A 23,132-nucleotide genomic window follows, 5' to 3' on the forward strand; every position below is an offset into this window, starting at 1 on the left:
TTCCTGCCATCGGGTTGATCTTGAGGTCTCAGCCGGCCTTCCGTCTTCCGGCGATACGGGGTAGCGCGGAGCTGCCCTTTCCTAGAAACCGTGGAAGTCAGCGCTCCCCTTTCTGGGCCATCTCGTCGCGGACGCTCCGCGCAACGCGGAAGGCTTCGACGCCGGCGGGAATGCCGCAGTAGATCGCGATCTGGACGAGTGCCGCGCGAAGCTCGTCATCGGTTAGACCGTTGCGGATCGCCCCACGAAAATGGATGCCGAACTCATGCATTCGGTTGAGCGCCGCGAGCATTCCGAGGTTGAGCAGGCTGCGGCTCTTCAGATCGAGGCCCTCGTCCGTCCAGACGGTGCCCCAGCAATATTCGTTCAACAGATCCTGGAACGGACGCGAGAAGGCATCGCTGCTACCGACCGCGCGATCGACATAGTCGTCGCCGAGCACTCTGCGCCGAACAGCCTCTCCCCTTGCCTGCAGCGCCTCATCCATCAACCGTCTCCCCCTGGCTCAGAAACTCGCCCATCAGCGATGCAACAATGTCCGGCGCCTCGATGAGGATGGAATGACGCAGGCTCGGCAGGATGCGGAGCTGTGAACCGGGAATGCGCTCATGCATGTAGCGCGCCATACGTGGGTTGGAGCCGGCGTCGTCCTCGCCGGTGGCGATCAGCGTCGGGCAGCGGATCTGGTCGAGAAAACCGCCGAAGTCCGTTTCCGCCAACACGCGATAGGCGGCCGCATAGCATTCCGGATCATTTTCGGCGTCCCGCGCCCTTAGCCTTTCGACCACGTCCGGGTGGCGCGCCTGGAAGTCTTCCGTCAGCCAGCGCGACAGTGAGGCATTGTGATGATCGGCAGGCGTACCGGCCCTGAGTGCGGCCAGGCGATCGAGAACCCGCTCACGCTCGGCCGGTGTGCGGCCGGCGACGGTTGACAAAAGTGCCAGCCGGCGCAGACGGCCAAGATGGGTCAGGGCGAGACGCTGGGCGATCAACCCGCCCAGCGAAAAGCCTGCGAGATGGAATGTGGGGAAACCCGCCGCATCGGCGAGAGCCAGCGTCTCGTTGACGAAGTCATCGATCTCGTACCGGCCCTTGACCCGGCTGGACCGGCCATGCCCGCGAAGGTCGAATGTCAGGATCGTAAACCGTTCCTTCAGGCGTTCTACCACGCCCGACCATGCCTCGAGATAGGAGCCGACGCCGTGGATGCAGACGAGCGGCTCGCCGTCACCCTCGATGCGGTAGTTGAGCGTCACCTCTCCAATCGTATGGCGCTGAGCCCCTGCCATCGTCAGCCACCCACCGCAACGCGCTTCTGTTCCGTCTCACGGGCGGCGAAGAAGGGCATGATTTCGCTGACGAACAATTCCAGCGTCCGCTTCTGCAGCTCGAACGGCAGATTGAAGGTCAGGCCCAGGCAGTACTGGTCCACGCCGGCGGCCTCATAGACCAGCAGCTTCTCGATCGCTTCGTCCGGCGTGCCGAACATCAGGTTCTTGCGGATGTTTTCCGGGTTGTAGTTGTCTTTGCCCTTGACCGCCTCATAGGGCACAGCCTCGGGGAACCCCTCGCTCACGGTTCCGATGTTCTGCATGAGGTTTTCGAAGGCGCGGCCGTAATCCATGCTGTGTTTGACGGCGCGCTCCCAGCCATCCGGCCGGTCATAGACGCAGGTGCGGCGCTGCATCATGAAGCGCGGACGCCGTACTTCGGGATGATCGGCAACGGCCTTATGAAACTTCTCGGAAAGCACGTGGATCTCGGCCTCCGGAGCGGAGAGCGGTGTCGACAGGATGCTGGCGCCGTTCGCGATCGCCCAGTCGAAAGTGCCGGGGTCGCGCGCCGCCACCCAGATCGGCGGATGAGGCTGCTGCAGCGGCTTCGGCACGGCCGCCGTGATCGGGAAATTCCAGTATTGCCCCTCATGGGCATAGTCGCCGGACCAGAGCTTCTTCACGGCCGGCACGATCTCCTTCATGTAGGCGACACCCTCCTGCTGCGGCATGCCGCCCGCCATGCGGTCGAACTCGTACTGGTAGGAGCCGCGGGCGATGCCGAATTCCAGGCGCCCGTTGGTCAGGTGATCGCAGAGTGCCGACTCGCCGGCGAGCCGGATCGGGTTCCAATAGGGCGCGACCAGGGTGGAGGTGCCGAGCCGGATGCGATCCGTGTGCTGGGCAAGCCAGACCAATGTCTGAAACGGATTGGGGGAGATCGTGCATTCCAGCGTGTGGTGCTCGGCAGTCCACAGCGTTTCGAAGCCGCCTTCGTCGGCAAGCCGCGCGAGTTGCAGCAAGTTGCTCTTCACCTGCTCCATCGGAATATCGGGGGAGAAGCGTTCCATCGTGAGGGAGACTGCGAACTTCATGTTTTCTGCCTTTCCTGTGCCCGTGCTTTTGCTGTCATTTCAGGCGGATGACGAAGGGGTCCTGCATCGCGCCGGAGTAGTCGACGATGACGTTCTTCAATCGCGAGAACTCGTGCATGACCTCGAAGCCGCCGCGCCGGCCGTAGCCGCTTTCCTTGAAGCCACCGTTGGCGGACATGAAAGAGGCGGAGCGGTAGGTGTTGATCCATACGGTCCCGGCGTCGATCCGGTTGGCGAACCGCAGCGCCCGATCGATGTCCTTGGTCCAGATGCCGGAGGCCAGGCCATAGCGCGTGTCGTTGGCGAGCCGGATCATCTCTTCCTCGTCGCGAAATGGCATGACGCCGACCACCGGGCCGAAGAGTTCGTCGCGCATGAAGGTCATGTCGTTTTCGGCGTCGACCATCACGGTCGGTTCGAAGTACCAGCCCCCCGACGAAAGCCCTTGCCGCTGCGGCCGCCGGCCGCCGGCGGCGATGCGCGCCCCTTCCTTGATGCCGGAGGCCACGTAGGATTCGACTTTTGAAAGCTGATCAGCGAGCGCGAGCGGACCGATGTCGGTGTCGTCGGCCGTCGGGAGGCCGACGCGGATGCGTTCTGTCCTCGCGACGAGCGCCTCAATGAAGCGATCGTAGATGCGCGCTTCCACAAAACAGCGCGAGCCTGCGACACAGGTCTGGCCAGCGGCAGCAAAGACACCGGAGACGACGCCGTTGACCGCATGTTCGATATCGACATCGCCAAAAACGACATGAGGCGACTTGCCGCCGAGCTCCATCGAGCAAGGGACAAGGTTCTCAGCGGCGTTGCCGGCGATGCGCCGGCCCGTGGCCGTGCTGCCGGTGAAGACGTATTTCGCAATTCCGGGATGACGTGTCAGCGCCTCGCCGGCACTCTGGCCGGTACCGGTCACGACATTGACGACGCCGGCGGGAAAGCCCGCCTCGTGGATCAGCTCCGCAAGCGCCAGCGTCGTGGCGGTCGCATGCTCCGAAGGCTTGATGACGACCGTATTGCCGATTGCGAGGCAAGGCGCCAGCGTGCCGGTCAGAAGCATCAGCGGCGAATTCCACGGCGTGATCATGCCGACGACGCCCAAGGGTTCGCGCAAATTGAAGTTCAGCGTATCGAGACGATTGATCGGGATCGTCTCGCCCTGCAATTTGTCGGCCATGCCCGCGAAATAGTGGTAGCTGTCGGGCATGGAGCGCATTTGCGCCCTGGTTTCCTTCAGCAGCTTGCCATTGTCGCGCGTCTCGATTTCCGCGAGCGTGTCGGCGTTGGCGCGAACGAGTTCGGCAAGCCGGCGCATCAGCGCACCGCGATCGGTCTGCGTCATGCGGCGCCAGGCCGGATCGCGAAAGGCGGCATTGGCAGCGGCCACGGCGGCCTCGACATCGTCCGCATCCGCTTCGGCAAGATGATACCAGCACTCGCCCGTCGTCGGGTCGAAACTGGCGATGTAATTGCCGTTCTTCGGCGCCACGAACTGTCCGTTGATGAACAGGAGCTGGCGCGAACCTTCAATGGAACTGACCGTCGTCTTCATATCATTGTCCTTGGTCTTGGGAGGTCTGAAGCCAGGTACGGGCTTCGCCGTCGATCATCGCGATACGGCCGCCGTCGTCGGAATCCATGTAGATGCCGAAGCGGCCCGCCTGCCTCTCGCGTACGTAGCGCCGCAACATGGATCGCAGTTCGTGCGTCGCGATCGCATCGTCGGGAAGATCGTCGAGCGGGAAGAAGCGCAGATCCGCTGGCAGCCTGGTGCGGGCGCCGCCCTCGCCCGCCAGTCGGGCGCGATAGACGAGATAGCCCGGGTCGCTGTCTGCGACATCGAAGACCGAATAGAGGAAGGTCTCGTCCGGGACGAGCCGCAGCGCGTCGCCACCGTCGATGACGAGCTGGCTGTCCGCCTTGCGTCGCCGCGCAGACGGCAAAACCCAGCCGCCCTTGCCGTCCGAACGCAGAAGCAGGCCGTCGCCCGCTTCGATCAGATAGCCGATGATCATGCCATGCGACGCGAGCCAGCCATTCGGCAACGGGTCCTTAACGCTGGCATAGCGGCCGCGGCAAAAGCCGAGCGGTGCGGTCGGACTGGTACCAAAGGCCCGAACTTGGCCGATCAGGATCGCATGATCGCCGGCATCAACAGTGCTGAAAGTCGTGCAGTCGAACCAGGTCAGGCTGTCGGTCAGGACCGGCGCGCCCGTGTGGATGTGATCGTGGGTCACCGACTGAAACTTGTCCGGAGATTTTGAGGCAAAGGTTCCGGAGACGTCGACCTGTCCTTCATGGAGGATGTTGACCGCAAAACACCCTGCATTGGTGAAGGCAGGATAGCTCGAAGCCGACTTCGCAACGCAGACCAGAAGTAGCGGAGGATCGAGCGAAACCGAGGTGAAGGAGTTCGCAGTCATTCCACGCGGCGTGCCGTCATCGTCGCGGGTGGTGATGACGGTGACACCGGTCACGAACGTACCGAAGGCGCGGCGAAGCGCAATCGGATCAATCGGCACGTCCGTCGATGCTGCAGTCTCAACCATGCGCTTCTTGCCTCCTCACCATCAGGTTGATTGGAGGCTAATGCCGTCACGGCGGTCGTTCTTCCGTCGCTTCACAGGAGTGGGCGAAGAACTTCTGCATCGAACCCTAGGAGGCGATTGAAGGCCACGAAAAGGGGTGGCGACGTGGTCGCAAGACGGCTCCCGACGGACGAGGAAAATCTAGCTGCGGAGGGTGGAACGGTTGTCGATGACACCGTGCAGGCGGATCGCGAGTTCGACGGCAAAGCGCTTTTCCGGCGTTTCGACATCCACGCCAAACAGCTCCTGAATGCGCGCCAGCCGATAGCGCAGCGTCGTCACATGCAGGCCCATCGCGTCGGCACAAGCCTGGCTGCGACACCCCTCCTGCAAGTAGATCGACAGCGTTTCGAGGTAGGGGGTTCCGTTGTCCCGGTCGTGATCGGCGATCGCCCCAACACTCTCGTGCACGAAACCGCGCACGTCGCCGGCCTCGCAGGCAGCGACCAGCATCGGCAGCGGGCCGAAATCCTGCGCAGAGACCGCGCCAGTCAGACCAAAGGAGCGGCCGATGCGGATCATTCGGGCGCAGCGTTCCCAGGCCTGCGGATAATCCGACAGGGCGGCACACCGGTTGCTGGCGACGACGATCGGTGCCTCGTCGAAGTAACGGCCGAGTTCCTCGGCGATACGGCGGGCGAGCTTTGTCGTGCGCTCCTGCCGCTTACCCGTATCGTGGGGAACGAGGCAGACGACGCCGCCCTCGACGGCAATCAGGTTCGCCTGAACGGATGCCTGCTGCATGACACGCGACAGCGTGTGCTCCACATCGACGGAAGCGCCGCCAAATGCCTTCGTCTTATCCGGAAAATCGACGACGATCATCTGCTGAGGCACGGAAAAACTCAGGCCGAGCCGCTGGGCGCGCTGGGCAACATCGCCGGCATTGCGCCACCGCGCCTCCACGATCTCGAAGAAGAGTTCGGTCTGCGTCCTGGTCTCGAAGCGAAACCGGATGAAGCTTCGCATCATCTGCACGCTCAGCGCAAACTTGGCGCTGTCGAGCATCAGGAGATCGAGATCGCTGAACTCGCGCGTCGTCGGGAAGATGATGAGCGCCCCGACCAGTTGATTGTCGACCATCAGCGCTTCGACACGGGCCGTTATCTTGAACCGTTGCGTGCCGTCATCGAGGTAGAGGTTCACGGCATCGGTCGTCCCGCGCTCGACAGCGTCTCGGGCGGCCTTCATCAGCGGCCGGCTAAGAACGGTGGAAGCCGCCTCGTGCCAGCTGGCCTCGTCGTAGAGTGCGTTCGGCGGTTGGCCGGCGACAACCTGATTGGCGGTGAAATCAACGACCACCGTCGGATTCGGCAGCATCGTGCCGACCATGGCCGAAAGTGGTGCGACCGACCCATCGCTCAACACATGTTCCAGAAGCGAGGTATGTGCCTCCAGGGCGCGCTCCAGCCGCTGCGCCGACCGCTTCTCCGCCTCGAGACGATGTTCCCGTTCGACGGCGATGGCACCGAGGTGGATGATCGTGCCGAGAAAGGCGAGATCGTCTTCCGACACCTCGGCGACCTCGCGAGCAATGACGCTCAGCACCATCGGTCGGCCCTCAGCATCCCTGCAGTTCATCGGCATGACGAGCACCGTACGATAGTCGCGCTCGAAAGCCTCCTTCCGATAACCTGGAAACTCGGCGGATTCGCGTGCGTCACGGATGTAGACGGGCTCGTTTCGCTGCAGCGCGATCAGCGACGGGCTGGTCGCCAGCTCCCATTTGTCGGGCAACTGCCGCTCGATCAGTGTCGGATCGTAGCGCACGATGACATGGGCGTAACCATGCGCCGCGTCGATGCCCATGATCGACCCCAGAGACCAGTTCGCATGGCGACAGGCGGCCGCAATGAGCTGCTGCAGCGCCGTCTGAAGATCGCCACCGCTGTTGATCTGACTGGCGACGTCGCGGAGCGCCAGTATCTGGGACTTCTGATCCAAATCGTCTCGCCTCTTGACATCTATCAACCAACCATGCGCGCGGCGAAGGCCAAAGTCTACTCCGCTTCCGAGAAGCCGCAGCGCACATCTTCCGACGAAATATAGGAAGCGCCGCCCGGCGATCCCGCTAGGGTGCGAAGCAATCCCAACAAACAGCAACGGCGCATCCCATGACGATCGGCATTCGAAAAATCTGCACTTTCCTCGAAGAAACGCTGGTGGAGGGCGGCAAGGTGGCGCCGCGCCCGGTAAACGTCGTCGTGGTGGCGGCGGTGATCCAGAACCCCTGGGCGGGGCGAGGCTTTGTCGAAGATCTGCGGCCGGAAATCATCCGTATCGCCGGCGAACTCAGCCACGAGATGACGGACCGGCTGCTTCGTCAGATGGCGGCGGACCGGATCGAGGCTTGCGGCAAGGCGGCGGCCGTCGGCATTGCCGGTGAAATTGAACATGCTTCGGCAATGATCCACACGCTGCGTTTCGGCAATCCCTTTCGCGAGGCGATCGGCGGCACCAACTACCTCGAATTCGCCAACACCCGCAATGCGCCGGGCGCGCTGCTGTCGCTGCCGATGATGCACAAGAGCGAGAGCGGCAAACGATCGCATTTTCTCACTTCCAACTTCCAGATCGCCGACGCCCCGGGGCCGGACGAAATCATCGTCACCATAGGTGCCTCCGACAGCGGCCGTGCCCATGCCCGCATTGCCGACCGGTTCCAGGACATCGCCGAAATGGATGCGGAAAAGGCTGCATTGCTCAGCAAGGCTTGATAAGAGCAGACAAACGAGTTGCGCGGGAGTTTGCCATGAAGCTTGATGCGATCGACCTGCGCATTCTCGATGCAATCCAGCGGGATGGACGCATCACCAAACTTGCGCTCGCCGAAAAGGCGGGCCTTTCGCCCACGCCCTGCTGGATGCGGCTGCGCAAGCTCGAAAAGGCCGGCATCATCAGCGGCTACCATGCACATGTGGCATTGCGGCGTGTCGCGCCGGTTGCCAGCGTGATGGTCGAGCTGACGCTCGCCAACCACCGTCAGGCGGACTTCGACCGGTTCGAACGAGCCGTCCGCGATATTCCGGAAATCGTCTGCTGCTGGTCGGTCGGCGGCGGCGTCGACTACATCCTGAAAATTGTCGCCGCCAATATCGACGCCTATCAGCGCCTGATCGACACACTTCTCGATAGGGAACTCGGCATCGCGCGCTACTTCACCTACATCGTCACCAAGACCGTCAAGGAAGAAGCGGTGCTTCCCGTGTCTTTGCTGATGGCCGACGTGGCCTAGCAGGGACTGGCGCCGGAGCGCCAGACATACGCACCCGGCGGGACAGGGTTGCGAATTAGATCGCGCCGAAGTTACTCGTCCATAGCTCGCGAAGATCGGGATCCGCGTCGACACGCCGGGCAATACTGAGCAGCTTCGGGCAGTTTTCTGCCAGCCAATCGCGCCCCGGTCGCCAGCGCGTCATCGCCGCGATCCAGATATCAAGGGCAGAGAACCGCTCTCCGAGCGCCCACGGCGCGGGTGCGATCTCGTCCTCCCACTGGCGCCACAGATCCATTCGGCGCCCGAGCACCCGGCTGCGCAACTCGTCCGGCACGCTCGGTGCCCAACGCTCGGGGTAGTCAGCGTAGGTGAAGGTCCCATATACGGCAGTCACGAGCCAGATCAGGCGACGAAGAAAGGCAGGACGAAGCGGGTCCCCGACCGGTGGCGCAAGTCCGGCTTCTGGGTATGTCTCCGCAAGATGAAGCAGAATGGCAGCGCTCTCCGTCATCACCGTGCCATCGGGAAGTATGAGCACGGGCACCTGTGCGAGCGGGTTGACGCCGACAAGACGGTCCCGGGCCGGGCCGGGCGCATCGAACCCCGCGACATTCTCGAACGTGTAGGGTAGCCGCGCTTGCACCAGCGCCGCTTCGACGAGGACGGAGCCCCAGCTCGGAACGCCGTAGAGGCGGTAAAGTCCTTGTGTATCGGCCATCTTCATTTTTCCTCGCAGTGCACGGTGCCATTTTGGTCACCGCCCCGCAAGATTGTGCCAGAAGCGCCAGCTTCCGGAATGCTCAAACATCGCCCATGACTGAGTTGAGGTCGCAAGCAGTCAAAATTGACTGGTGCCACTCTCTGCCCGATCCAGGAACAAATTTCCGGGCCAGGCGTTCTGCGCCGAACCGGAGACAACGGCAATGCAAGCGATCATTTGGGATCACCCCGTCAGGGTTGGTGTGAAAGGCGAGCGCACCATCAACGGGCCACAGGATGCCCTGCAGTATCTCAGCGAAATGCCGCAGGGCGGATGGTTCTACGAACGGGCAAGAAACCGCTGCCGCGCTGCTCTGGAGCGCGGCGACCAGCTTGGGCTTTCGCGGAAAGCCTTCATTGGCGCGGCCATCGAATCTTCGTTCCCAATCTCAGACGACGACGTTCTTTCCTGAAGTCGATGGCAACTTGGTCTCGCGAACGTCCCACGCACGGACGGCGACGAGCAGCGCGACCGATGGTCTTCGGCCGTATCGCCGGGCGTTTACTACTCTTGCTCCGTAGACTTGCCACGTGCGGGCATCGGATTGTTTTTCGCTTCCATGGCGGCCTCGATCTGCCTGATGACCTTGACGGCCTCCTGGAGGATTGCCCGCATCTCGTCATCGTAGAGATGCACCGGCATCCCACCGGCCCGAATGACATCCATGGTTTCGGCTGACTTCTTCAGTCGATCGGGCTGCCCGAGCATCGTCCAGCCTTCCTGGACAGCGACATAGGCCCGGACGAGGAGGCGAAGCTTTTCGCCCTCCGTCAGCATGTGAACGTCACGCTCGGCCTGCGTCAGTTCTGCAATGACGTCTGAAGTACTTCTCATAGGACACCCAGGCTACGCAGATACCACAGTGCAACCGGTTCATTCAGTATGACCTAACGTATGGACCGGAGAAAGCAAGTGGCCTCGCCTTGGGCGACCGATTTGGCCAACGAAGGCCGAGGTCGTGGGGATCTGCTCGTCGCAGGAATTCTTCATCATGAAGCCTCAGGGGGCAGCATCAACGGGTTCTTAATCCTTCGTTGACCATAATTTCCGTCGAAGAGCCGAACCGCCGGTCGTTGCCGCCGGTGGATTGTACCTCGAATGAATCGGAACCCGCCGTGTCTGAGTATCCAGTAACCGCGTATCCGGCGCCTGTATCGTGCGGCGTCGCAAGAAGAAGCGTTCAGCGCATTGGACGATGGTTTGGGCGTGTGACCGCGATCGCAGCCATCGCAGCGTCCGCTATGGCCTTCACCACCACCGCGTCTTCGGCGGAAGTTCGATCATTAAAACTGTTCTTCACCCACACCGGCGAGCGCGCGACGATCACCTTCAAGCGGGACGGTAAATACGACCCGAAAGGGCTTTCACAAATCAATCGCTTTCTCCGCGACTGGCGTAGGAACGAGCCTGCCCGCATGGACCCGCGTCTTCTCGACCTCGTCTGGGAAGTCTACCAGCGTGCCGGGGCCAAGGACTACATCAACATCGTCTCCGCCTACCGCTCGCCCGCCACCAATAACATGCTGCGCGGCCGTTCGCGCAGCACCGGGGTCGCCAAGAACAGCCAGCACATGCTGGGAAAGGCCATGGACTTCTACATTCCAGGCGTGAAACTCGCTCGGTTGCGGGAGATCGCCATGCAGATGCAAGTCGGAGGGGTCGGCTACTACCCCACCTCCGGATCTCCCTTCGTGCATCTCGACGTCGGAAACGTGCGGGCGTGGCCGCGGATGTCGCGCCAGGAACTGGCCCGCATTTTCCCGAAGGGGCAGACGCTTCACCTTCCCGCCAATGGCGGGACCTTGCCGGGTTATGACCAGGCGATGGCCGACTACAAACGACGGGTCAAGGCCACCTCGATCGTGGCTGCGAACAGTGCCGGTCCAGCAAAATTCAAGACTGCGGCACCCGCCGACAACACCCTGCTCACCGCCATGCTTCCAACGCGCAAGAGCCGTGGGGAAGAAGCCCTCGAACGCCAGACCCTCAAGCAGACTGTCGAAGAGCCGCCGTTCTTCGACCTTGCGTCAATCAGCGTCCCGCTCCCGACGCTCCGCACGGTCGCCAGCGAGCGCGCGCTCCCAGTAAACATCTCTGCATTCGTTCCGTCCTCGTCGTTCAAGATCGCACTTGGCACGGGCATGATGCGGGCACCGGGCGCAAGCGAATCCAGTCTCACGGGCTCGCCGTTCGCGAAGACGGAGTGGGCCATTCGCGACGCTACGCTTCTCAAGTGGGCGCTGGCGCCGGCCAAGGATCTTGAGCAAGTCATCCTTCCAGCAGGCCTCTGGTTCTCGGTGTCCAGCGCTGAGGATGCAAACCGCGCACCGAAAGGCGCTTCCCAACTCGGCGAACAGAAAAAGGCCTTTGACAAGGAACGCTTCTGGTCGGACGGCTGATTGCGGCGCGCGGACGTGTATCCCGGCGACATGCAGTCGAACCGGCCGCCAGTCAATCAATCGGTCGGCTCAACCTGCCGGCTCCGCCCACCTCACAGAGACGTTTCAGACGCTACGATTTGGCGCCGTCAGCCATGCTGCTGATGTAGGCGCAGAACATGTCGGCCATGGCGCCGGCATAGGCCTCTATCTCGGCCTCACTCCGTGGCGTCTCTGAAAACACCTTACCGACGGTGGTCATCGTCGTGATGATCAGATCCGCGGCCAGTTGCCGGGCAGCACCGGTGCTGTGCGGAAGCACTTCCAGCATGAAATTTTCGAAGATCGGATCGCCCGCTTCCTTTGCCTCCCGAGCTTCGGGCGCATCGCGATAGAGCGGGGCGGCATCATCAAGCGCGACGCGGACGGTCGCCTCCTCGCATTCGGACCGGATAAAGGCATGGACGAGGGTCCGTAGCCGCTCAAACGGCGATTGCGAGCGATCCTCGAGGATACCCCGCAGAAGATCCGTCGTCTGCTGCCACTCATCGCTTTGCAATCGAAAGAGGATCGCGGCCTTGTTGGGAAAATACTGGTAGAGCGATCCGATGCTCACGCCGGCTTTTTCCGCCACCCGGGCGGTGGTGAATCTCTGCGCACCCTCCTCCGCCAAAACCTGAACAGCAGCCTGCAAAATGGCGCGGACAAGCTCGTTCGAGCGCGCCTGCCTTGGCTGTTTTCTTGAGGATATACGGGCACTTGGACGATCCGTCATTGGGGCGCTCGGCAATGCGATTAGCAAATGCGACGAATTATTCGTATTTTCAATTTCAACACAAGCCGCATTCCTACAACGGAGCTTTTCATGACGACCTTGACCACCGAACCTCTCGCACCGCTTCTCGATCGCCTGTTCAAAGAAGCCGATGCGGCATCAAGTCCGGCGATGGCCGCGCTTTCGCGCGAGGAGCGCGAACGTCTCGTGCGCAGCAAGACGGAATATCTCGATTTGTATGGGCGACTGAAGGATCTCTGGCTCCCGGTATCGCGCGAAACGGGCACGCTGCTTTACATGCTGGCTCGCAGCTGCGGCGCGAAATCGATCGTGGAATTCGGCACATCCTTCGGCATCTCCACGCTCCATCTTGCCGCCGCGCTGCGGGACAATGGCGGCGGGCGATTGATCACCAGCGAGTTCGAGCCTTCCAAGATCCTACGGGCACGCCAAAACCTGGCTGACGGCGGCCTTATCGACCTTGTCGAAATCCGGGAAGGCGATGCGCTCAAGACCTTGAGCACCCGTCTTCCCGAGACGATCGATCTGCTGCTGCTCGATGGCGCCAAGGCCCTCTACCGCGAGGTGCTGGATCTGGTGGAAGACCGTCTGAAACCCGGCGCATTGATTGTCGCTGATAACGCCGACGATTGCCCCGACTACCTTGCCCATGTTCGCTCAGACGCCTCGGGCTATATCTCCGTGCCCTTCGCGGAGGATGTCGAACTGTCCATGCGGGCCGGATAAATCTGCGGCTATCCAACCTTCAAGACTTGTCCAAAGACTGGAGAAACATCATGCACGTATTCGTAACGGGCGCGACCGGCTGGGTCGGCGCGGCCATCGTGGACGACCTTTTACGCGCAGGCCACCGCGTCGCCGGCCTTGCCCGCTCCATGGAGAAAGCAGAACATCTTGTCGCCGCCGGCGCCAATATAGTCCAGGGCTCGCTCGACGACCTTGATGTGCTGCGCGAAGCCGCATCGGCGGCAGACGCCGTCGTCCATACCGCTTTCAACCATGATTTCATCCATGCCGCCGGGAACCATGGCTTCACGACATTCCTCGAGAGTGCCGCACAGGACCAGCGCGTGATCGAGATCCTCGGCGGTGCACTCGAAGGATCGAACCGGCCGCTGCTGGTTACCTCCGGTCTGTCCGGCCTGCCGCGCGGCGTCACCGAAATGGACCTTCCGAACCCGGCCAGCCCGCGCAAGTCGGAGGCAGCAGCAAGAACCCTTGCCGCCCGGAGCGTGCGCGCAGCAACCATACGCCTCGCCCCGTCCGTTCACGGGATCGGCGATTACGGCTTTGTTCCGGTCCTGGTGAAGCTGGCGCACGCGACTGGCGTTTCGGCCTATGTCGACGAAGGACAGAACTGCTGGTCGGGTGTTCACAGGCTGGATGCCGCCCGCGTCTACCGGCTCGCCCTGGAGCAGGGAGTGACGGAACCGGTGTACCACGCCGTCGCCGACGAGGCGGTCCCGTTCAAGGAAATCGCCGCTGTAATCGGCCGCCAACTCAACCTTCCTGTCGAGGCGCGGCCGCGTGAACACTTCGGCTGGTTCGCCACGATGGCAGGCGCCGACATGGCCGCTTCCAGCGCGCATACCCGGACATTGCTTGACTGGCAGCCTTCCGGCCCCGGCCTTCTCGCAGACCTCGATCAGCCCGGCTACTACACCCGATGAGCGCTGGTGGTCAGCGATGGGGTGCTGTCGCTGTCAACCGCGATGTTGGCCCACAACGTCGACCCGGCCGTCCGGGCGGAGTGGCTAAACGGCATGTTCCTGCCGTCAGACGCTTTCGATTGGTCGCGCAACGTGGTCCTCCTTCGCAGCGGCGACCAGACGATACTCGTCGACGCCGGCCTGGGTTTGGACCCTGACCTGAACTTGCGGTCGGGTTCGAACACCCCGACTGGCACAACGGCTTTTGAACACGACCCAGAGGAAGCAACTCGCGTTGCAGCCCAATCCTCCTCAACCGGGACGGCGACATCAAGCGCACCAGGGACCTGACCCGCCACGTCCTTCTCGACGGCGTCGGATCCACCCACTGGAACGACTGGTTCCGTCACCACGACCAGGAGATACCCGTCACGGTTCGCCGGCTGAGTTTTGAAGATTTCAATCAGAACCTCGCGGCGGCACGCTGCGGAATTGGCATTGCGATGGAGGACAACATCACTGCTGGCGAAGAGCTTGCCCAAGGTGCGCTTGTCCGCCCGCTCAGAGGTTTCATAAAATCGGCGACGAAGGCACGCAAAAGAACCGGGACCATTCCCCGCTCGCCAAGGTGTTCATCGATTGGGTGGTCAACGAAGCCCAGGCCACAATAGAATTTGCCTGAGGGAATGGAGCAACGGCCAAATCGCCCCAAATGAGGATACGCGTCGGTTGCGCGTGCTGGACTGAGCACTCGGACGATTGAGCAACGACGCAACAGTCGCCATAGTGCTGGCGCACCGCGGTGCCGGATTTTTCGGGAGGAAGCGACATGCATGAATTCGCAATTCTTGTCACCATCCTGGGCGTCTTCCTTCTTGGAGCCATGAGTCCTGGCCCAAGCTTTATTGTGGTGTCGCGTATCGCGATCGCCCGGTCACGCGCTGACGGATTAATGGCAGCGGTAGGCATGGGAATTGGCGGCTTTCTATTCGCTTGCATTGCAGTCGCCGGCCTGACAGCGATCCTCCTTCAAGTGGAGTGGCTCAGCATGCTGCTCAGGCTCGCCGGTGGCGCGTACCTCGTCTGGATCGGCGTCGGTATCTGGCGTGCCGCTCCCCAGACGATAGCGATTGCCGATGCGCCCGCAGATCAACCAGGTACACTGTGGAAGTCTCTGCTGCGGGGCCTTTTCGTGCAGATTTCCAATCCGAAGACGGCCATCTTCTATGCATCCATGTTTGCTGCGCTGCTACCGTCTCCCACACCCACCTGGATGCTGCTGGCGCTTCCGCCACTGCTCTTCATCGACGAGTTCGTGTGGTATGCGATTGTCGCCCTTGGTTTTTCGTCACGTGCGCCGCGGGTCGTCTATCTGCGCTCGAAGACCTGGATTGACCGCGTGGCTGGCGCTGTGGTGGGCGCACTCGGCATCAAGCTGATGGCCGATAGCGTGCGAACAATCGGCTAGGGCCTATCCGCACTCGACTCTCCTGACCATGTTTCAAAGCCGCAGACGTCGGCGTTTCCAACGTCGACCGCATACTGAATGTGCGGGGTCCGGTGCGCGCCCAGCCGGCCGAACGCGTGCGGGAAGCTGCCGAACGCATTGGATTTCACGGGGTTACGGCGATTCGCCGCCGCTAATATATGAGCGACGCTTACTCGCCGCGACCACGCTCGTACAGCATGTCGTGGATCGAACCCCACTCGATAGACGGTGGGTTGCCCAAAGTTTGTGTTGACCGTTTTCGACGGCGCGGCGAAACTTGCAACCGGGAGCGAGGAGGAGGACGAATGATGGCTGAGCCAGACCGCTGGCGCCACATGGCAAGCGCACCGAAAAACGGCAGTCGGATCCTCGTCACGATCCGCCCGTCCGAACAGGGGACAGCGGAAGTTGACCTTGCATATTGGTCGAATGGCGATCAGTTCGGTAGAGAAGGCTGGCGCGCCTCCGATTCCTCGCCCGGCCGCATCATCGAATACGCCGAGCCGGAACTGAAATGCTGGATGCCGATGCCTTCAGCCAATCTCAATCTCACCTCGATGCCCCTACCCTGGGAAGGCGATGACGACCAAGAACTGGACGGGTCGGGGATTTGACGCAAGCGAAGAGCATACAGCAGACCGGCCCGCCATCCGGGTCCGGCAAGCAATCCATGTGCCCTTATCGGCCCGACGCAGGAACCGCTCTATTGGGCAAGCCCCCACGCAGGGGCAGAGTGCTTTGCGCCTTTTCCAGCCATCGCGCATGTCCTTGAATGGCCATCAGCGTTCAGGCAATCCCGCTTTCCGCAACCCCTCGGCCATTTGATCTTGCCACCGCGGGATGTTTTGAAACCAGGGAAGCGCTCGATACCGGTCGATTGTAAAGCCTGGCTCGGCCGCCAATAGCTTCCTCGCAGCCCATCGGGAGGTCTCCAAGTCTCCGTTCATCGCCGACCAGGCGGCGAGATGACGGTAGGACCATGTGACGTCCGGATAGGTGTTGACGACCTCATGGGCTATCGCAATCGCCTCTGAAAGAGCACCTTCCATGGCCAAGGAAAAAGCCATCCCCAATCTCATGTTGAATGCGAGCGGATCTCTTGGGCTCAGGGTCATCCCCCGCTGGAAGCATTCCGGTGCGTGCGTGGCTTCGTCCTTGTAGATCGCGAGCCACCCCAGGCGCGCCCATGCCCAGGCATTGTTCGGATCAAGCGCAAGCGCCTTTTCGATAAAGGTGGTCGCGCGCTCCTGGTCGCCGCAGATGCTCATTGCCGCACCGGCGGCAGTCAGGGCGGTTGGATCGTCGCCGATCGAGCCCACAGCCTCTACCGCTGCGCGCGCCTTTTCCAGCTCACGCTCCGGTTGTTCGGTCCATAGGTAGGAGGCGTTCGAGGCGTGGCACCACGCCAAAAGTGCATGCGCGCGACCATAGCCCGGATCGACGGCGATAGCTTGCCGCAGCAGTTCGATCGCCTGGTTGTTGGTATCCTTGCGGCGGCCCCAGAGGTTCGGGTAGGCGCGCATGACAAGGTCATAGGCCCTGAGACTGGTCGGCGGCCTGCGCCTAGCCAGTTCGATCTCGGCATCGCGGATCGCCGGGTGAATGGCGCCTGCCACCTGCGCCGCGATCCGATCCTGGAACTCGAACATGTGTTCGATTGCACCCTCGTAACGGTCGGACCAGAACTGGGTCCTTGTCTCCGCATCGACCAATTGCACCGAAATGCGCAGTCGATCGCCGCCTCGGCGAACGGTGCCCTCGACCACATAATTGACGCCGAGTTCCCTGCCGACCTCGCGCACGTCGACGAAGCGTCCCTTGTAGGTGAACGCGGACTGTCGCGCGATTACAAAGAAATTCCGAACGCACGAGAGCGCCGCGGTGATCTCCTCGACAACGCCGTCCACGAAGTATTCATCGTCTCGCCCGCTGAGGTTGTCGAAGGGCATGACGACGATCGATGGCTGGTCCTTGCCACGGCGGGCGGCAAGTGGTGGCACGGACGCGATGCCGCCTTCGACAGACGTCTCTTGCTGCCAATCGACCCCGAAGACGAAAATTGGGCGCGGGATGTTCTTCAAGTTGCGCTCGCCGAGGCTGATCAGCGGGAACGGCACTTTCCCATCGAGATGCTCGCGCACCGATGCGGAAATGCAGATGCCTGACGGAGCGGCGATCTCTTGCACGCGCGCAGCGATATTGACGCCGTCGCCGAGCAGGTCGTCTCCCGCTACGACCACGTCACCCAGGTTGATACCGATGCGGAACTCCAAACGGCGATCGGGCGGGCGGTCTTCCAAGGTACTGAAAAGACGGCGCTGGATTTCGACCGAGCACCGGACGGCCTGGACAGCGCTTGGAAACTCGGCGACAAACCCGTCACCGGCGGTTCCAAAGATACGGCCGCCATGCTCCTTCACCACTTCGGCAATCCTGTTGCGGCACACATTTAGTGCACCAAGCGTACCTTCCTCGTCCAGCGCCGCAAGGCGACTGAAACCAGCAACATCGGCTGAAAGGATGGCTGCGAGCTTTCGATCCATAGCGATGACCGCTCCTGCGGCGCCACGATATCGTTGGGCTTAATATGCGCTCAGTTTCCCATATTCACAGGTGCTTGTCGCCCGCAAGATCGGAGGATCTGCAGCAATCAGAATGCTGCGTCGCCACACGCCTGATAGGACGCATGGCGACGCAGTTTTCGGTTACCGCTGCGCGACCGGGCGCACCAGCGGCGTCACGCGTCGGATGGTCACGCGGCGGTTCTCCTCCTCGGGTTCCTGCGTGCCGATTTTCAGGAAGCGCTCACCATAGCCTTGCGTGACTAGGTTTTCCGCCGAGATGCCGTAAACTTCGGTCAGGAGGACTGCGACGGATTCGGCACGCTCATCGGAGAGGACCAAGTTCGAGCGATCAGAACCGACAGCGTCCGTGTGCCCTTCGATGAAGAAGGTTTCACCGGGATCCTTGTCGAGAATCTTCTGCATTGCGTCGGCGACCGTTCGCAGTGTCTTTGCCTGCGACATCGAGACTTCGGCACTCCCCGTCGCGAAGTGGATCGTGTCGAGATCGATGCGCCGGACCTTGTCACGCAGGCGGGCCGAATTGCGGACCTCATCGATCGTGTAGACTCGCTCGACGCGTTCGACCGGCGGCTCGGACAGGAATTCGTAGTAGTCCCGATCCGGTTCTTCCGAGTAATCGACGATGTAGTCGTCGACCGGAATCGTCAGGCGCATCGGCGGCAGTTCGTAACCGACGTCGACAATCGCCGGACGCCGTTCCTCCTGATACTCCGGCGCGTACATCAGCACATATTCGTTGCCGTCGCCGTCGACGCGCGAGCGTTGCAAGATGTCACCGTAACGGTCGTAGACGGTAACGATCCGATACCCGCCCGGGCGGACGATCGTTTCACGAACGCGGCCGCGCGGAAGCTCGTCGTAGTAGGCCTCCTGCGCATCGTGGCGCAGACGCGGACGGTCGTCGCCACGCACGAAGATCTGGTCGCCGACGCCGAGGACAACGCGATCGCCGACCCTCTCGACCAGTTGCACCTCGGTCACATCATTGTTCCTGGTGTTGTTGACCGTCGTGTTGTTGATCACCGTATTGTTGATGACGGTGTTGTTGACGATGTTCGTCGTCTCCGGGACCGCGAAGACTGGCGCCGCTTCGACGCGTCGCCCTTCTTCCTTGATCGCGGCCTCGATCCTCTGCGAAACGGCCTGCCGACCCTCGGCCGGAATCTCCGCCTGGGCCGCGGCGTCGTCGGTCGGCGGCGCTATGTTCTGATCCTGGACGCGCAGCTCCTCGCGCTGCTTGCGCCGAGCCTCGCGCCCCTGGTTGCCCCCGGAATTATCGGCGTCCTTGTCGCTGTCGAGCACAGCCGCGCCATTGTCGACCGGAAGCACCACGGTTTCGTCGGTCGCCGCCGGATCCTGGGCGATCTTGCGCTTCTCTTCCTTCGTGCGCTTGTCGACAACGATCGGAGCGGCCTTGCCCTGGTGCTCCTCGCCCTGGCGCTGCTCGGCCGTTGCGGGTTGTTCGGCCCCTGGAACCGGCTGCTGCTCACCCTCGCCTGTCTGCGGCGTCGGCTGCTCGGCTGTGGTTTCGCCTGTCGGTGCGGCACGCTCTTCGAGGGCCTTTTGCTCCTCGGGCTGCTTTCCTTCAGCTTGCTGCTTGCGCTTCTTGGGTAGCGGTACCTGCTGTTCCTCGGCCTTCTGAGGGTTGCCTTCCTCTACGGCGGGCTGCCGTCCTTCCGCCTGCTGCTTGCGCTTCTTGGGCGCGGGTGCCTGCTGTTCTTCGGCCTGCTGCGGGGTCCCTTCTTCTACGGCGGGCTGCTGGTCTTGGGCCTGCTGCTTGCGCCTCTTGGGCACAGGATTTTGTTGCTCCTCAGCCTGCCGCGGAGCCGCTTCCTCGACACCAGGCTGCTGTTCCTCAGCTTGCTGCTTGCGCTCCTTGCGCACAGGAGTTTGTTGCTCTTCGGCCTGCTGCGGAGTCCCTTCCTCTGCACCAGGCTGCTCCTCCGCCTGCTGCTTGCGCTTCTTGCGCATCGGAGCTTGTTGCTCTTCGGCCTGCTGCGGAGCGCTTTCCTCGACGCCAGGCTGCTGTTCTTCGGCCTGCTGCTTCCTCTTCTTGCGCACAGGCGCTTGGAGTTCTTCAGCCTGCCGCGGTGCGTTTTCCTCGGAGCCGGGCTGCTGCTCTTCGGCCTGCTGCTTGCGCTTCTTGCGAACCGGCTCTTCGACCTGACGCTGCGGCTCCTCGGCCTGCGGTTGCTGCTGTTCTGTCTGCCCTTCCTCGGCGGCATGCTGCTTCTTGCGCTTCTTGAGCAGAAGCAAGTCCTCGGGAGACTGCTGGTCGGTCCCTTCCTGCGCTACCTGGAACGGCGCCCTCAGGCTCTCGGCTAGCGCCGGCTGAATCGCGAAAGATACGGCGAAGACGGGCAAGGTCACCGTTGCGAAAAGTTTGGATCGAATCGACATCATCTTTGTTCCTCTTATTGGGAGGTCCCCGCGCCAGTTGCGCTTATCGCCCGCATCAAAGCCGGCAGAACGGTACGCCTGTTCGCGCGCCCCAAGGGGCCATGCCCCGCGGCTCCGACTTTTTTGTGTCAGCCAAAGGCTCGTCCCAACGCCGCAGTTCCCGATCGGTTCCGCTTGCAGGCCGATCCCGAACCTGCTGGCGGCAGGTCGCGCTGTCGTTCGTATTGATCCGAAAGGCGAATTTTCGGAGGTCGCTGGCCAAGCGCGCGAGCGTTTCCTCACTGAACGGCATTCCTGCGGACATTACTGCTCGTTGGTAAGTGGTTATTGGGCGAAACATTCCGTGGGCAAAGCACCAAAACAGACGCCATTGCCGAAATCGAGCAATACACGCTCCATCACCATTCGACCGACACCGTTGCCGGCGCCTCCCATCGAGCTCCCGCCGGAGGTCAAGCAACAGGCGGAAAAAGCCCGTGCGAGTGAATCCGCCCTTGCGGTGCCCGAACGTCTTCTGAGACCCCACGCAGTCATCGCCTCATGCCTCGCGGAGCACGAACAGAAAAAGCGTCAAGCCCGCAGTGAGCACGATCCATGGAGGCGCAATCTTTATGACCCTGGCTATTTCTCCGAAACGGACCACCGCAAACACCGCATTCTGGATGCGCTGTTCAAGGCGATTGAGCGCCAAGGCGGATTGGTTAAGCAGGGAGAGCGCCAACTTGCCGAGCAGCGCCGAAGAACATCGGCGTCGCAAGCGCGACGCTAGCCGCTGGCGACGCTTCCGGGACTTAGCGCAAGATTGGCACGAGCTCAGTGCCGTGCGCGATTTCCTAGTGGCGCTGCGATCAATGGACTTCACCACCACCGCCGAGATCGATGGCCGCAGCGTTGAAGAGTAGATCGCATGGGCCGAGGGCTGGCTGCAGCCGGCTGATCCGACGGCCGGCGGCGTCGACGGCGTGTTCGAGCAGGTCGCTGAGCCGTTCGCGGTAGGGACGCCCATTGCTGAGCGCCCCCCGCACAGATCCGGACGTGCGGAATTCCCGCATCCGGCTCCTACCTTGAGTGTTTGACGGCAAAACGCGCATTCGGCCAAGGATGAAGGATACGTGGTAGCGGAAGCCATTCATCGGCTATCTTCAACATGCGGTCCCATGTCAGCGCATGTTTCTGACTTCGTCGCCTTAGCGTGCGCAGCCAGATCCGTTTGACATTTTCCCGAAACGCCCAGAGCGACCAATGATTGGTCGGTACGGCATGATAGGCGAAGTAGCCGGTAGTCACCTGCTTCAACCATTTTCCTTGTTCGGGAATTGGATGATGCATGCGCCGCTGCAACTCGCTCCTGATCTCCTTTAGCTTTGCACTTCTGCGGTCGCGTCGGCTTTTCCGCCGGATTTGGAACCGGCCATGCCGATCTTTTCCACAGATGTGCGTGAAGCCAAGGAAATTGAACGTCTCCGGTTTTCCAAGGCCCTTCTTCTTGCGCGTGAGAGCCGCAAAGCGGCCGAACGCAATCAATCGGGTCTTGTCCGGATGAAGTTGCAACGAAAACTCCCGCAACCGTTCTCGCATCATGTTCCAGAAGCGCCTGCCATCGGCCTCGTATTGAAAGCCGACCACGATATCGTCTGCATAGCGCACGATAATCATATCGCCGGTGGCCTCGCGCCGTCGCCAGCGCTCGGCCCAAAGGTCGAAGACGTAGTGTAGATAGACGTTGGCGAGCAACGGTGAGATCACCGAGCCCTGTCCGGTCCCTTGTTCACTCGTCTGAACGACACCGTTTTCCAGAACACCCGCGCTGAGCCATTTACGGATCAGGCGGATAATGCGTTTGTCGCCGATGCGATGCTCCACGAAACGGATCAGCCAGTCTTGGCTGACTCGGTCGAAAAAGCTCGCAATGTCGGCATCCAGAACATAGCTCACCTTCTGCGTATCGATCCCGACAAAGAGGGCGTCCAGCGCATCGTGCTGGCCGCGCTCCGGTCGGAACCCATAGCTGAACCCGAGGAAGTCCTCCTCGTAGATCTGGTTCAGCACCGCCGCCGTCGCCCTTTGGACGATCTTGTCTTCAAGGGCGCTAATCGCAAGCGGCCGCTGCTGTCCGTCTGGCTTCGGTATATAGGTCCGCCGTGACGGTAGTGCACGATACGCTCCCCGCTGAACTCGACAATGCAGGTCCCCGATCCCTTGATCGAGGTCTGCTTCGTAGGTTCGCCACGTTTGTCCGTCCACGCCGGGGGCCGCGTTACGCTTGAGTGCGTAGAACGCTGTCTTCAGCATCTCCGGATTGATGTGGTGGAAGAGCGCGGTGAACTTCTCCTTCTTCCTGTGTCTTGCGGCTTGTCGTATGCGGTCCAGCGCATGGGACACACTTTCCCGGTCCTGTGCCCGGCGCGTGCTGTGCTGATCCGCATTCCCCTCGGTTCCCGCCCTTCGCTCCTCCTGCTCCGCCGCCGGCAGACCGACTTTGTTCGCAGGGTTCTTCGCTACTATGGCGGAATCAGACTCCTCATGATCGTGCATCATCGGCTACGGTTCCTCACCTTCCCGATGCGGACCAACATGGGGCTATGCCATACTGGCCAATCACGAGGCCTCCCGGTTCCCGTGCAAGGAGCGTCCATGCATGCCAGGGTCTGCGACCGCGCTGGGTCGAACGGACGCTTGCGATAGCGCGCCCGATCGTATTGCCTTCCGCATAGGTGGAATGCGTCGGCACCCGAAATGTCCAATCTTTCGCGGCTCAATGGCTGGCCTGCATGCTCCCCTGTCAACACTTCACGTACAGCCTCACGACTACCCGCGCATGACTCGGGGCCGATGTGGATCGCTACTCCTTCATCGTAATGGACTTGCACCATCTACTCCTTGCCGGTTTGTACCGGCGTTCCCA

General features: G+C 61.8%; 22 protein-coding genes and 2 pseudogenes. 11 read left to right on the forward strand and 13 right to left on the reverse strand.

The genetic code is table 11. From position 1 onward, the window contains the following. Positions 1–97 precede the first annotated feature (97 nt). The 6 genes from ASE60_RS10280 to ASE60_RS10305 all read right to left on the reverse strand — a co-directional run bounded on the left by ASE60_RS10280 (position 98) and on the right by ASE60_RS10305 (position 6,897). On the reverse strand, positions 98–487 hold the full coding sequence (locus ASE60_RS10280; protein WP_057249874.1) for a carboxymuconolactone decarboxylase family protein: 390 nt from the start codon (positions 485–487) through the stop codon (positions 98–100). Next, positions 480–1,289 carry an alpha/beta fold hydrolase gene (locus ASE60_RS10285; protein ID WP_057249876.1) on the reverse strand — a complete coding sequence of 270 codons (810 nt, stop codon included), beginning with the start codon at positions 1,287–1,289 and terminating at the stop codon, positions 480–482. Before ASE60_RS10285 ends, ASE60_RS10280 begins: the two co-directional genes overlap by 8 nt. A gap of 2 nt (positions 1,290–1,291) precedes the next feature. Continuing rightward, on the reverse strand, positions 1,292–2,368 hold the full coding sequence (locus tag ASE60_RS10290) for an LLM class flavin-dependent oxidoreductase (protein WP_057249879.1): 1,077 nt from the start codon (positions 2,366–2,368) through the stop codon (positions 1,292–1,294). A 34-nt stretch (positions 2,369–2,402) separates the two neighbouring features. Continuing rightward, the gene (locus ASE60_RS10295; RefSeq protein WP_057249880.1) at positions 2,403–3,917 is read right to left on the reverse strand and encodes an aldehyde dehydrogenase; all 1,515 of its coding nucleotides are present in this window, start codon (positions 3,915–3,917) and stop codon (positions 2,403–2,405) included. A gap of 1 nt (position 3,918) precedes the next feature. Further along, positions 3,919–4,914: a flavin reductase gene (locus ASE60_RS10300; protein ID WP_057249881.1), complete on the reverse strand. Its 996-nt coding sequence runs from the start codon at positions 4,912–4,914 to the stop codon at positions 3,919–3,921. A gap of 180 nt (positions 4,915–5,094) precedes the next feature. After that, positions 5,095–6,897 carry a helix-turn-helix domain-containing protein gene (locus tag ASE60_RS10305; protein WP_057249882.1) on the reverse strand — a complete coding sequence of 601 codons (1,803 nt, stop codon included), beginning with the start codon at positions 6,895–6,897 and terminating at the stop codon, positions 5,095–5,097. A 170-nt stretch (positions 6,898–7,067) separates the two neighbouring features. Between ASE60_RS10305 and ASE60_RS10310 the strand changes: the two genes are divergently transcribed. Together ASE60_RS10310 and ASE60_RS10315 are read left to right on the forward strand one after the other, a co-directional pair. Then, entirely contained in the window at positions 7,068–7,670 is a 603-nt protein-coding gene (locus ASE60_RS10310) for an amino acid synthesis family protein (RefSeq protein WP_057249884.1), read from the forward strand. 35 nt (positions 7,671–7,705) lie between these two features. Beyond that, positions 7,706–8,188: an Lrp/AsnC family transcriptional regulator gene (locus ASE60_RS10315; protein ID WP_057249886.1), complete on the forward strand. Its 483-nt coding sequence runs from the start codon at positions 7,706–7,708 to the stop codon at positions 8,186–8,188. A 55-nt stretch (positions 8,189–8,243) separates the two neighbouring features. Here the strand turns inward: ASE60_RS10315 and ASE60_RS10320 are convergent, their stop codons facing one another. Continuing rightward, positions 8,244–8,888, reverse strand: coding sequence for a glutathione S-transferase family protein (locus ASE60_RS10320; protein WP_112994905.1), 645 nt, complete (start codon positions 8,886–8,888; stop codon positions 8,244–8,246). Positions 8,889–9,093: 205 nt separating this feature from the next. On the opposite strand from ASE60_RS10320, the gene ASE60_RS10325 reads away from it, so the two are divergent. Next, complete coding sequence (locus ASE60_RS10325; RefSeq protein WP_057249890.1) at positions 9,094–9,342, forward strand: DUF982 domain-containing protein; 249 nt, start codon at positions 9,094–9,096, stop codon at positions 9,340–9,342. A gap of 92 nt (positions 9,343–9,434) precedes the next feature. Here the strand turns inward: ASE60_RS10325 and ASE60_RS10330 are convergent, their stop codons facing one another. Next, positions 9,435–9,764 carry a hypothetical protein gene (locus tag ASE60_RS10330; protein ID WP_156414621.1) on the reverse strand — a complete coding sequence of 110 codons (330 nt, stop codon included), beginning with the start codon at positions 9,762–9,764 and terminating at the stop codon, positions 9,435–9,437. A 407-nt stretch (positions 9,765–10,171) separates the two neighbouring features. Between ASE60_RS10330 and ASE60_RS10335 the strand changes: the two genes are divergently transcribed. Then, positions 10,172–11,329, forward strand: a complete 1,158-nt coding sequence (locus ASE60_RS10335; RefSeq protein ID WP_082615800.1) for a DUF882 domain-containing protein — start codon at positions 10,172–10,174, stop codon at positions 11,327–11,329. 112 nt (positions 11,330–11,441) lie between these two features. Here ASE60_RS10335 and ASE60_RS10340 read toward each other — a convergent pair whose 3' ends face one another. Beyond that, positions 11,442–12,083: a TetR family transcriptional regulator gene (locus ASE60_RS10340; RefSeq protein WP_057249894.1), complete on the reverse strand. Its 642-nt coding sequence runs from the start codon at positions 12,081–12,083 to the stop codon at positions 11,442–11,444. 90 nt (positions 12,084–12,173) lie between these two features. Between ASE60_RS10340 and ASE60_RS10345 the strand changes: the two genes are divergently transcribed. The 6 genes and pseudogenes from ASE60_RS10345 (at position 12,174) to ASE60_RS10365 (ending at position 15,856) form a co-directional block, all read left to right on the forward strand. After that, a complete protein-coding gene (locus ASE60_RS10345) occupies positions 12,174–12,830 on the forward strand; it encodes an O-methyltransferase (protein ID WP_057249896.1) in 657 nt (218 codons plus the stop codon). A 50-nt stretch (positions 12,831–12,880) separates the two neighbouring features. Next, positions 12,881–13,774: an SDR family oxidoreductase gene (locus ASE60_RS10350; RefSeq protein WP_057249898.1), complete on the forward strand. Its 894-nt coding sequence runs from the start codon at positions 12,881–12,883 to the stop codon at positions 13,772–13,774. 3 nt (positions 13,775–13,777) lie between these two features. Further along, positions 13,778–13,990: pseudogene (locus ASE60_RS33605) on the forward strand (MBL fold metallo-hydrolase); the annotation flags it as partial. A 592-nt stretch (positions 13,991–14,582) separates the two neighbouring features. Further along, the gene (locus tag ASE60_RS10360) at positions 14,583–15,221 is read left to right on the forward strand and encodes a LysE family transporter (RefSeq protein ID WP_057249903.1); all 639 of its coding nucleotides are present in this window, start codon (positions 14,583–14,585) and stop codon (positions 15,219–15,221) included. 71 nt (positions 15,222–15,292) lie between these two features. After that, a pseudogene (locus ASE60_RS34500) lies at positions 15,293–15,394 on the forward strand (LacI family transcriptional regulator); the annotation flags it as partial. Between the two features lie 156 nt (positions 15,395–15,550). After that, the gene (locus tag ASE60_RS10365) at positions 15,551–15,856 is read left to right on the forward strand and encodes a hypothetical protein (RefSeq protein WP_057249940.1); all 306 of its coding nucleotides are present in this window, start codon (positions 15,551–15,553) and stop codon (positions 15,854–15,856) included. Positions 15,857–16,021: 165 nt separating this feature from the next. Here ASE60_RS10365 and ASE60_RS10370 read toward each other — a convergent pair whose 3' ends face one another. Together ASE60_RS10370 and ASE60_RS10375 are read right to left on the reverse strand one after the other, a co-directional pair. Further along, positions 16,022–17,785 (reverse strand): adenylate/guanylate cyclase domain-containing protein, encoded by a 1,764-nt coding sequence (locus ASE60_RS10370; protein ID WP_057249906.1) that lies wholly within the window; start codon positions 17,783–17,785, stop codon positions 16,022–16,024. 162 nt (positions 17,786–17,947) lie between these two features. After that, a complete protein-coding gene (locus ASE60_RS10375) occupies positions 17,948–20,227 on the reverse strand; it encodes an OmpA family protein (protein ID WP_057249942.1) in 2,280 nt (759 codons plus the stop codon). Positions 20,228–20,570: 343 nt separating this feature from the next. Here ASE60_RS10375 and ASE60_RS34505 point away from each other — a divergent pair, with 343 nt between their 5' ends. Further along, positions 20,571–20,996, forward strand: a complete 426-nt coding sequence (locus tag ASE60_RS34505; RefSeq protein ID WP_156414622.1) for a hypothetical protein — start codon at positions 20,571–20,573, stop codon at positions 20,994–20,996. Between the two features lie 79 nt (positions 20,997–21,075). On the opposite strand, the gene ASE60_RS10385 is transcribed toward ASE60_RS34505, so the two are convergent. After that, on the reverse strand, positions 21,076–21,279 hold the full coding sequence (locus ASE60_RS10385) for a hypothetical protein (RefSeq protein WP_057249912.1): 204 nt from the start codon (positions 21,277–21,279) through the stop codon (positions 21,076–21,078). A 7-nt stretch (positions 21,280–21,286) separates the two neighbouring features. Continuing rightward, positions 21,287–22,765: a group II intron reverse transcriptase/maturase gene (ltrA, locus tag ASE60_RS10390; protein WP_162261287.1), complete on the reverse strand. Its 1,479-nt coding sequence runs from the start codon at positions 22,763–22,765 to the stop codon at positions 21,287–21,289. Positions 22,766–23,132: the final 367 nt, after the last annotated feature.

The organism is Ensifer sp. Root278 (assembly GCF_001429285.1).
Lineage (GTDB): Bacteria > Pseudomonadota > Alphaproteobacteria > Rhizobiales > Rhizobiaceae > Ensifer.

What these genes read in the sequence shown, in the direction of transcription:
- ASE60_RS10280 (WP_057249874.1), bottom strand. Translation starts at nt 487, where the DNA reads ATGGATGAGGCGCTGCAGGCAAGGGGAGAGGCTGTTCGGCGCAGAGTG.
- ASE60_RS10285 (WP_057249876.1), bottom strand. Translation starts at nt 1,289, where the DNA reads ATGGCAGGGGCTCAGCGCCATACGATTGGAGAGGTGACGCTCAACTAC.
- ASE60_RS10290 (WP_057249879.1), bottom strand. Translation starts at nt 2,368, where the DNA reads ATGAAGTTCGCAGTCTCCCTCACGATGGAACGCTTCTCCCCCGATATT.
- ASE60_RS10295 (WP_057249880.1), bottom strand. Translation starts at nt 3,917, where the DNA reads ATGAAGACGACGGTCAGTTCCATTGAAGGTTCGCGCCAGCTCCTGTTC.
- ASE60_RS10300 (WP_057249881.1), bottom strand. Translation starts at nt 4,914, where the DNA reads ATGGTTGAGACTGCAGCATCGACGGACGTGCCGATTGATCCGATTGCG.
- ASE60_RS10310 (WP_057249884.1), top strand. Translation starts at nt 7,068, where the DNA reads ATGACGATCGGCATTCGAAAAATCTGCACTTTCCTCGAAGAAACGCTG.
- ASE60_RS10315 (WP_057249886.1), top strand. Translation starts at nt 7,706, where the DNA reads ATGAAGCTTGATGCGATCGACCTGCGCATTCTCGATGCAATCCAGCGG.
- ASE60_RS10320 (WP_112994905.1), bottom strand. Translation starts at nt 8,888, where the DNA reads ATGGCCGATACACAAGGACTTTACCGCCTCTACGGCGTTCCGAGCTGG.
- ASE60_RS10325 (WP_057249890.1), top strand. Translation starts at nt 9,094, where the DNA reads ATGCAAGCGATCATTTGGGATCACCCCGTCAGGGTTGGTGTGAAAGGC.
- ASE60_RS10330 (WP_156414621.1), bottom strand. Translation starts at nt 9,764, where the DNA reads ATGAGAAGTACTTCAGACGTCATTGCAGAACTGACGCAGGCCGAGCGT.
- ASE60_RS10335 (WP_082615800.1), top strand. Translation starts at nt 10,172, where the DNA reads ATGGCCTTCACCACCACCGCGTCTTCGGCGGAAGTTCGATCATTAAAA.
- ASE60_RS10340 (WP_057249894.1), bottom strand. Translation starts at nt 12,083, where the DNA reads ATGACGGATCGTCCAAGTGCCCGTATATCCTCAAGAAAACAGCCAAGG.
- ASE60_RS10345 (WP_057249896.1), top strand. Translation starts at nt 12,174, where the DNA reads ATGACGACCTTGACCACCGAACCTCTCGCACCGCTTCTCGATCGCCTG.
- ASE60_RS10350 (WP_057249898.1), top strand. Translation starts at nt 12,881, where the DNA reads ATGCACGTATTCGTAACGGGCGCGACCGGCTGGGTCGGCGCGGCCATC.
- ASE60_RS10360 (WP_057249903.1), top strand. Translation starts at nt 14,583, where the DNA reads ATGCATGAATTCGCAATTCTTGTCACCATCCTGGGCGTCTTCCTTCTT.
- ASE60_RS10365 (WP_057249940.1), top strand. Translation starts at nt 15,551, where the DNA reads ATGGCTGAGCCAGACCGCTGGCGCCACATGGCAAGCGCACCGAAAAAC.
- ASE60_RS10370 (WP_057249906.1), bottom strand. Translation starts at nt 17,785, where the DNA reads ATGGATCGAAAGCTCGCAGCCATCCTTTCAGCCGATGTTGCTGGTTTC.
- ASE60_RS10375 (WP_057249942.1), bottom strand. Translation starts at nt 20,227, where the DNA reads ATGTCGATTCGATCCAAACTTTTCGCAACGGTGACCTTGCCCGTCTTC.
- ASE60_RS10385 (WP_057249912.1), bottom strand. Translation starts at nt 21,279, where the DNA reads ATGCGGGAATTCCGCACGTCCGGATCTGTGCGGGGGGCGCTCAGCAAT.
- ltrA (WP_162261287.1), bottom strand. Translation starts at nt 22,765, where the DNA reads ATGATGCACGATCATGAGGAGTCTGATTCCGCCATAGTAGCGAAGAAC.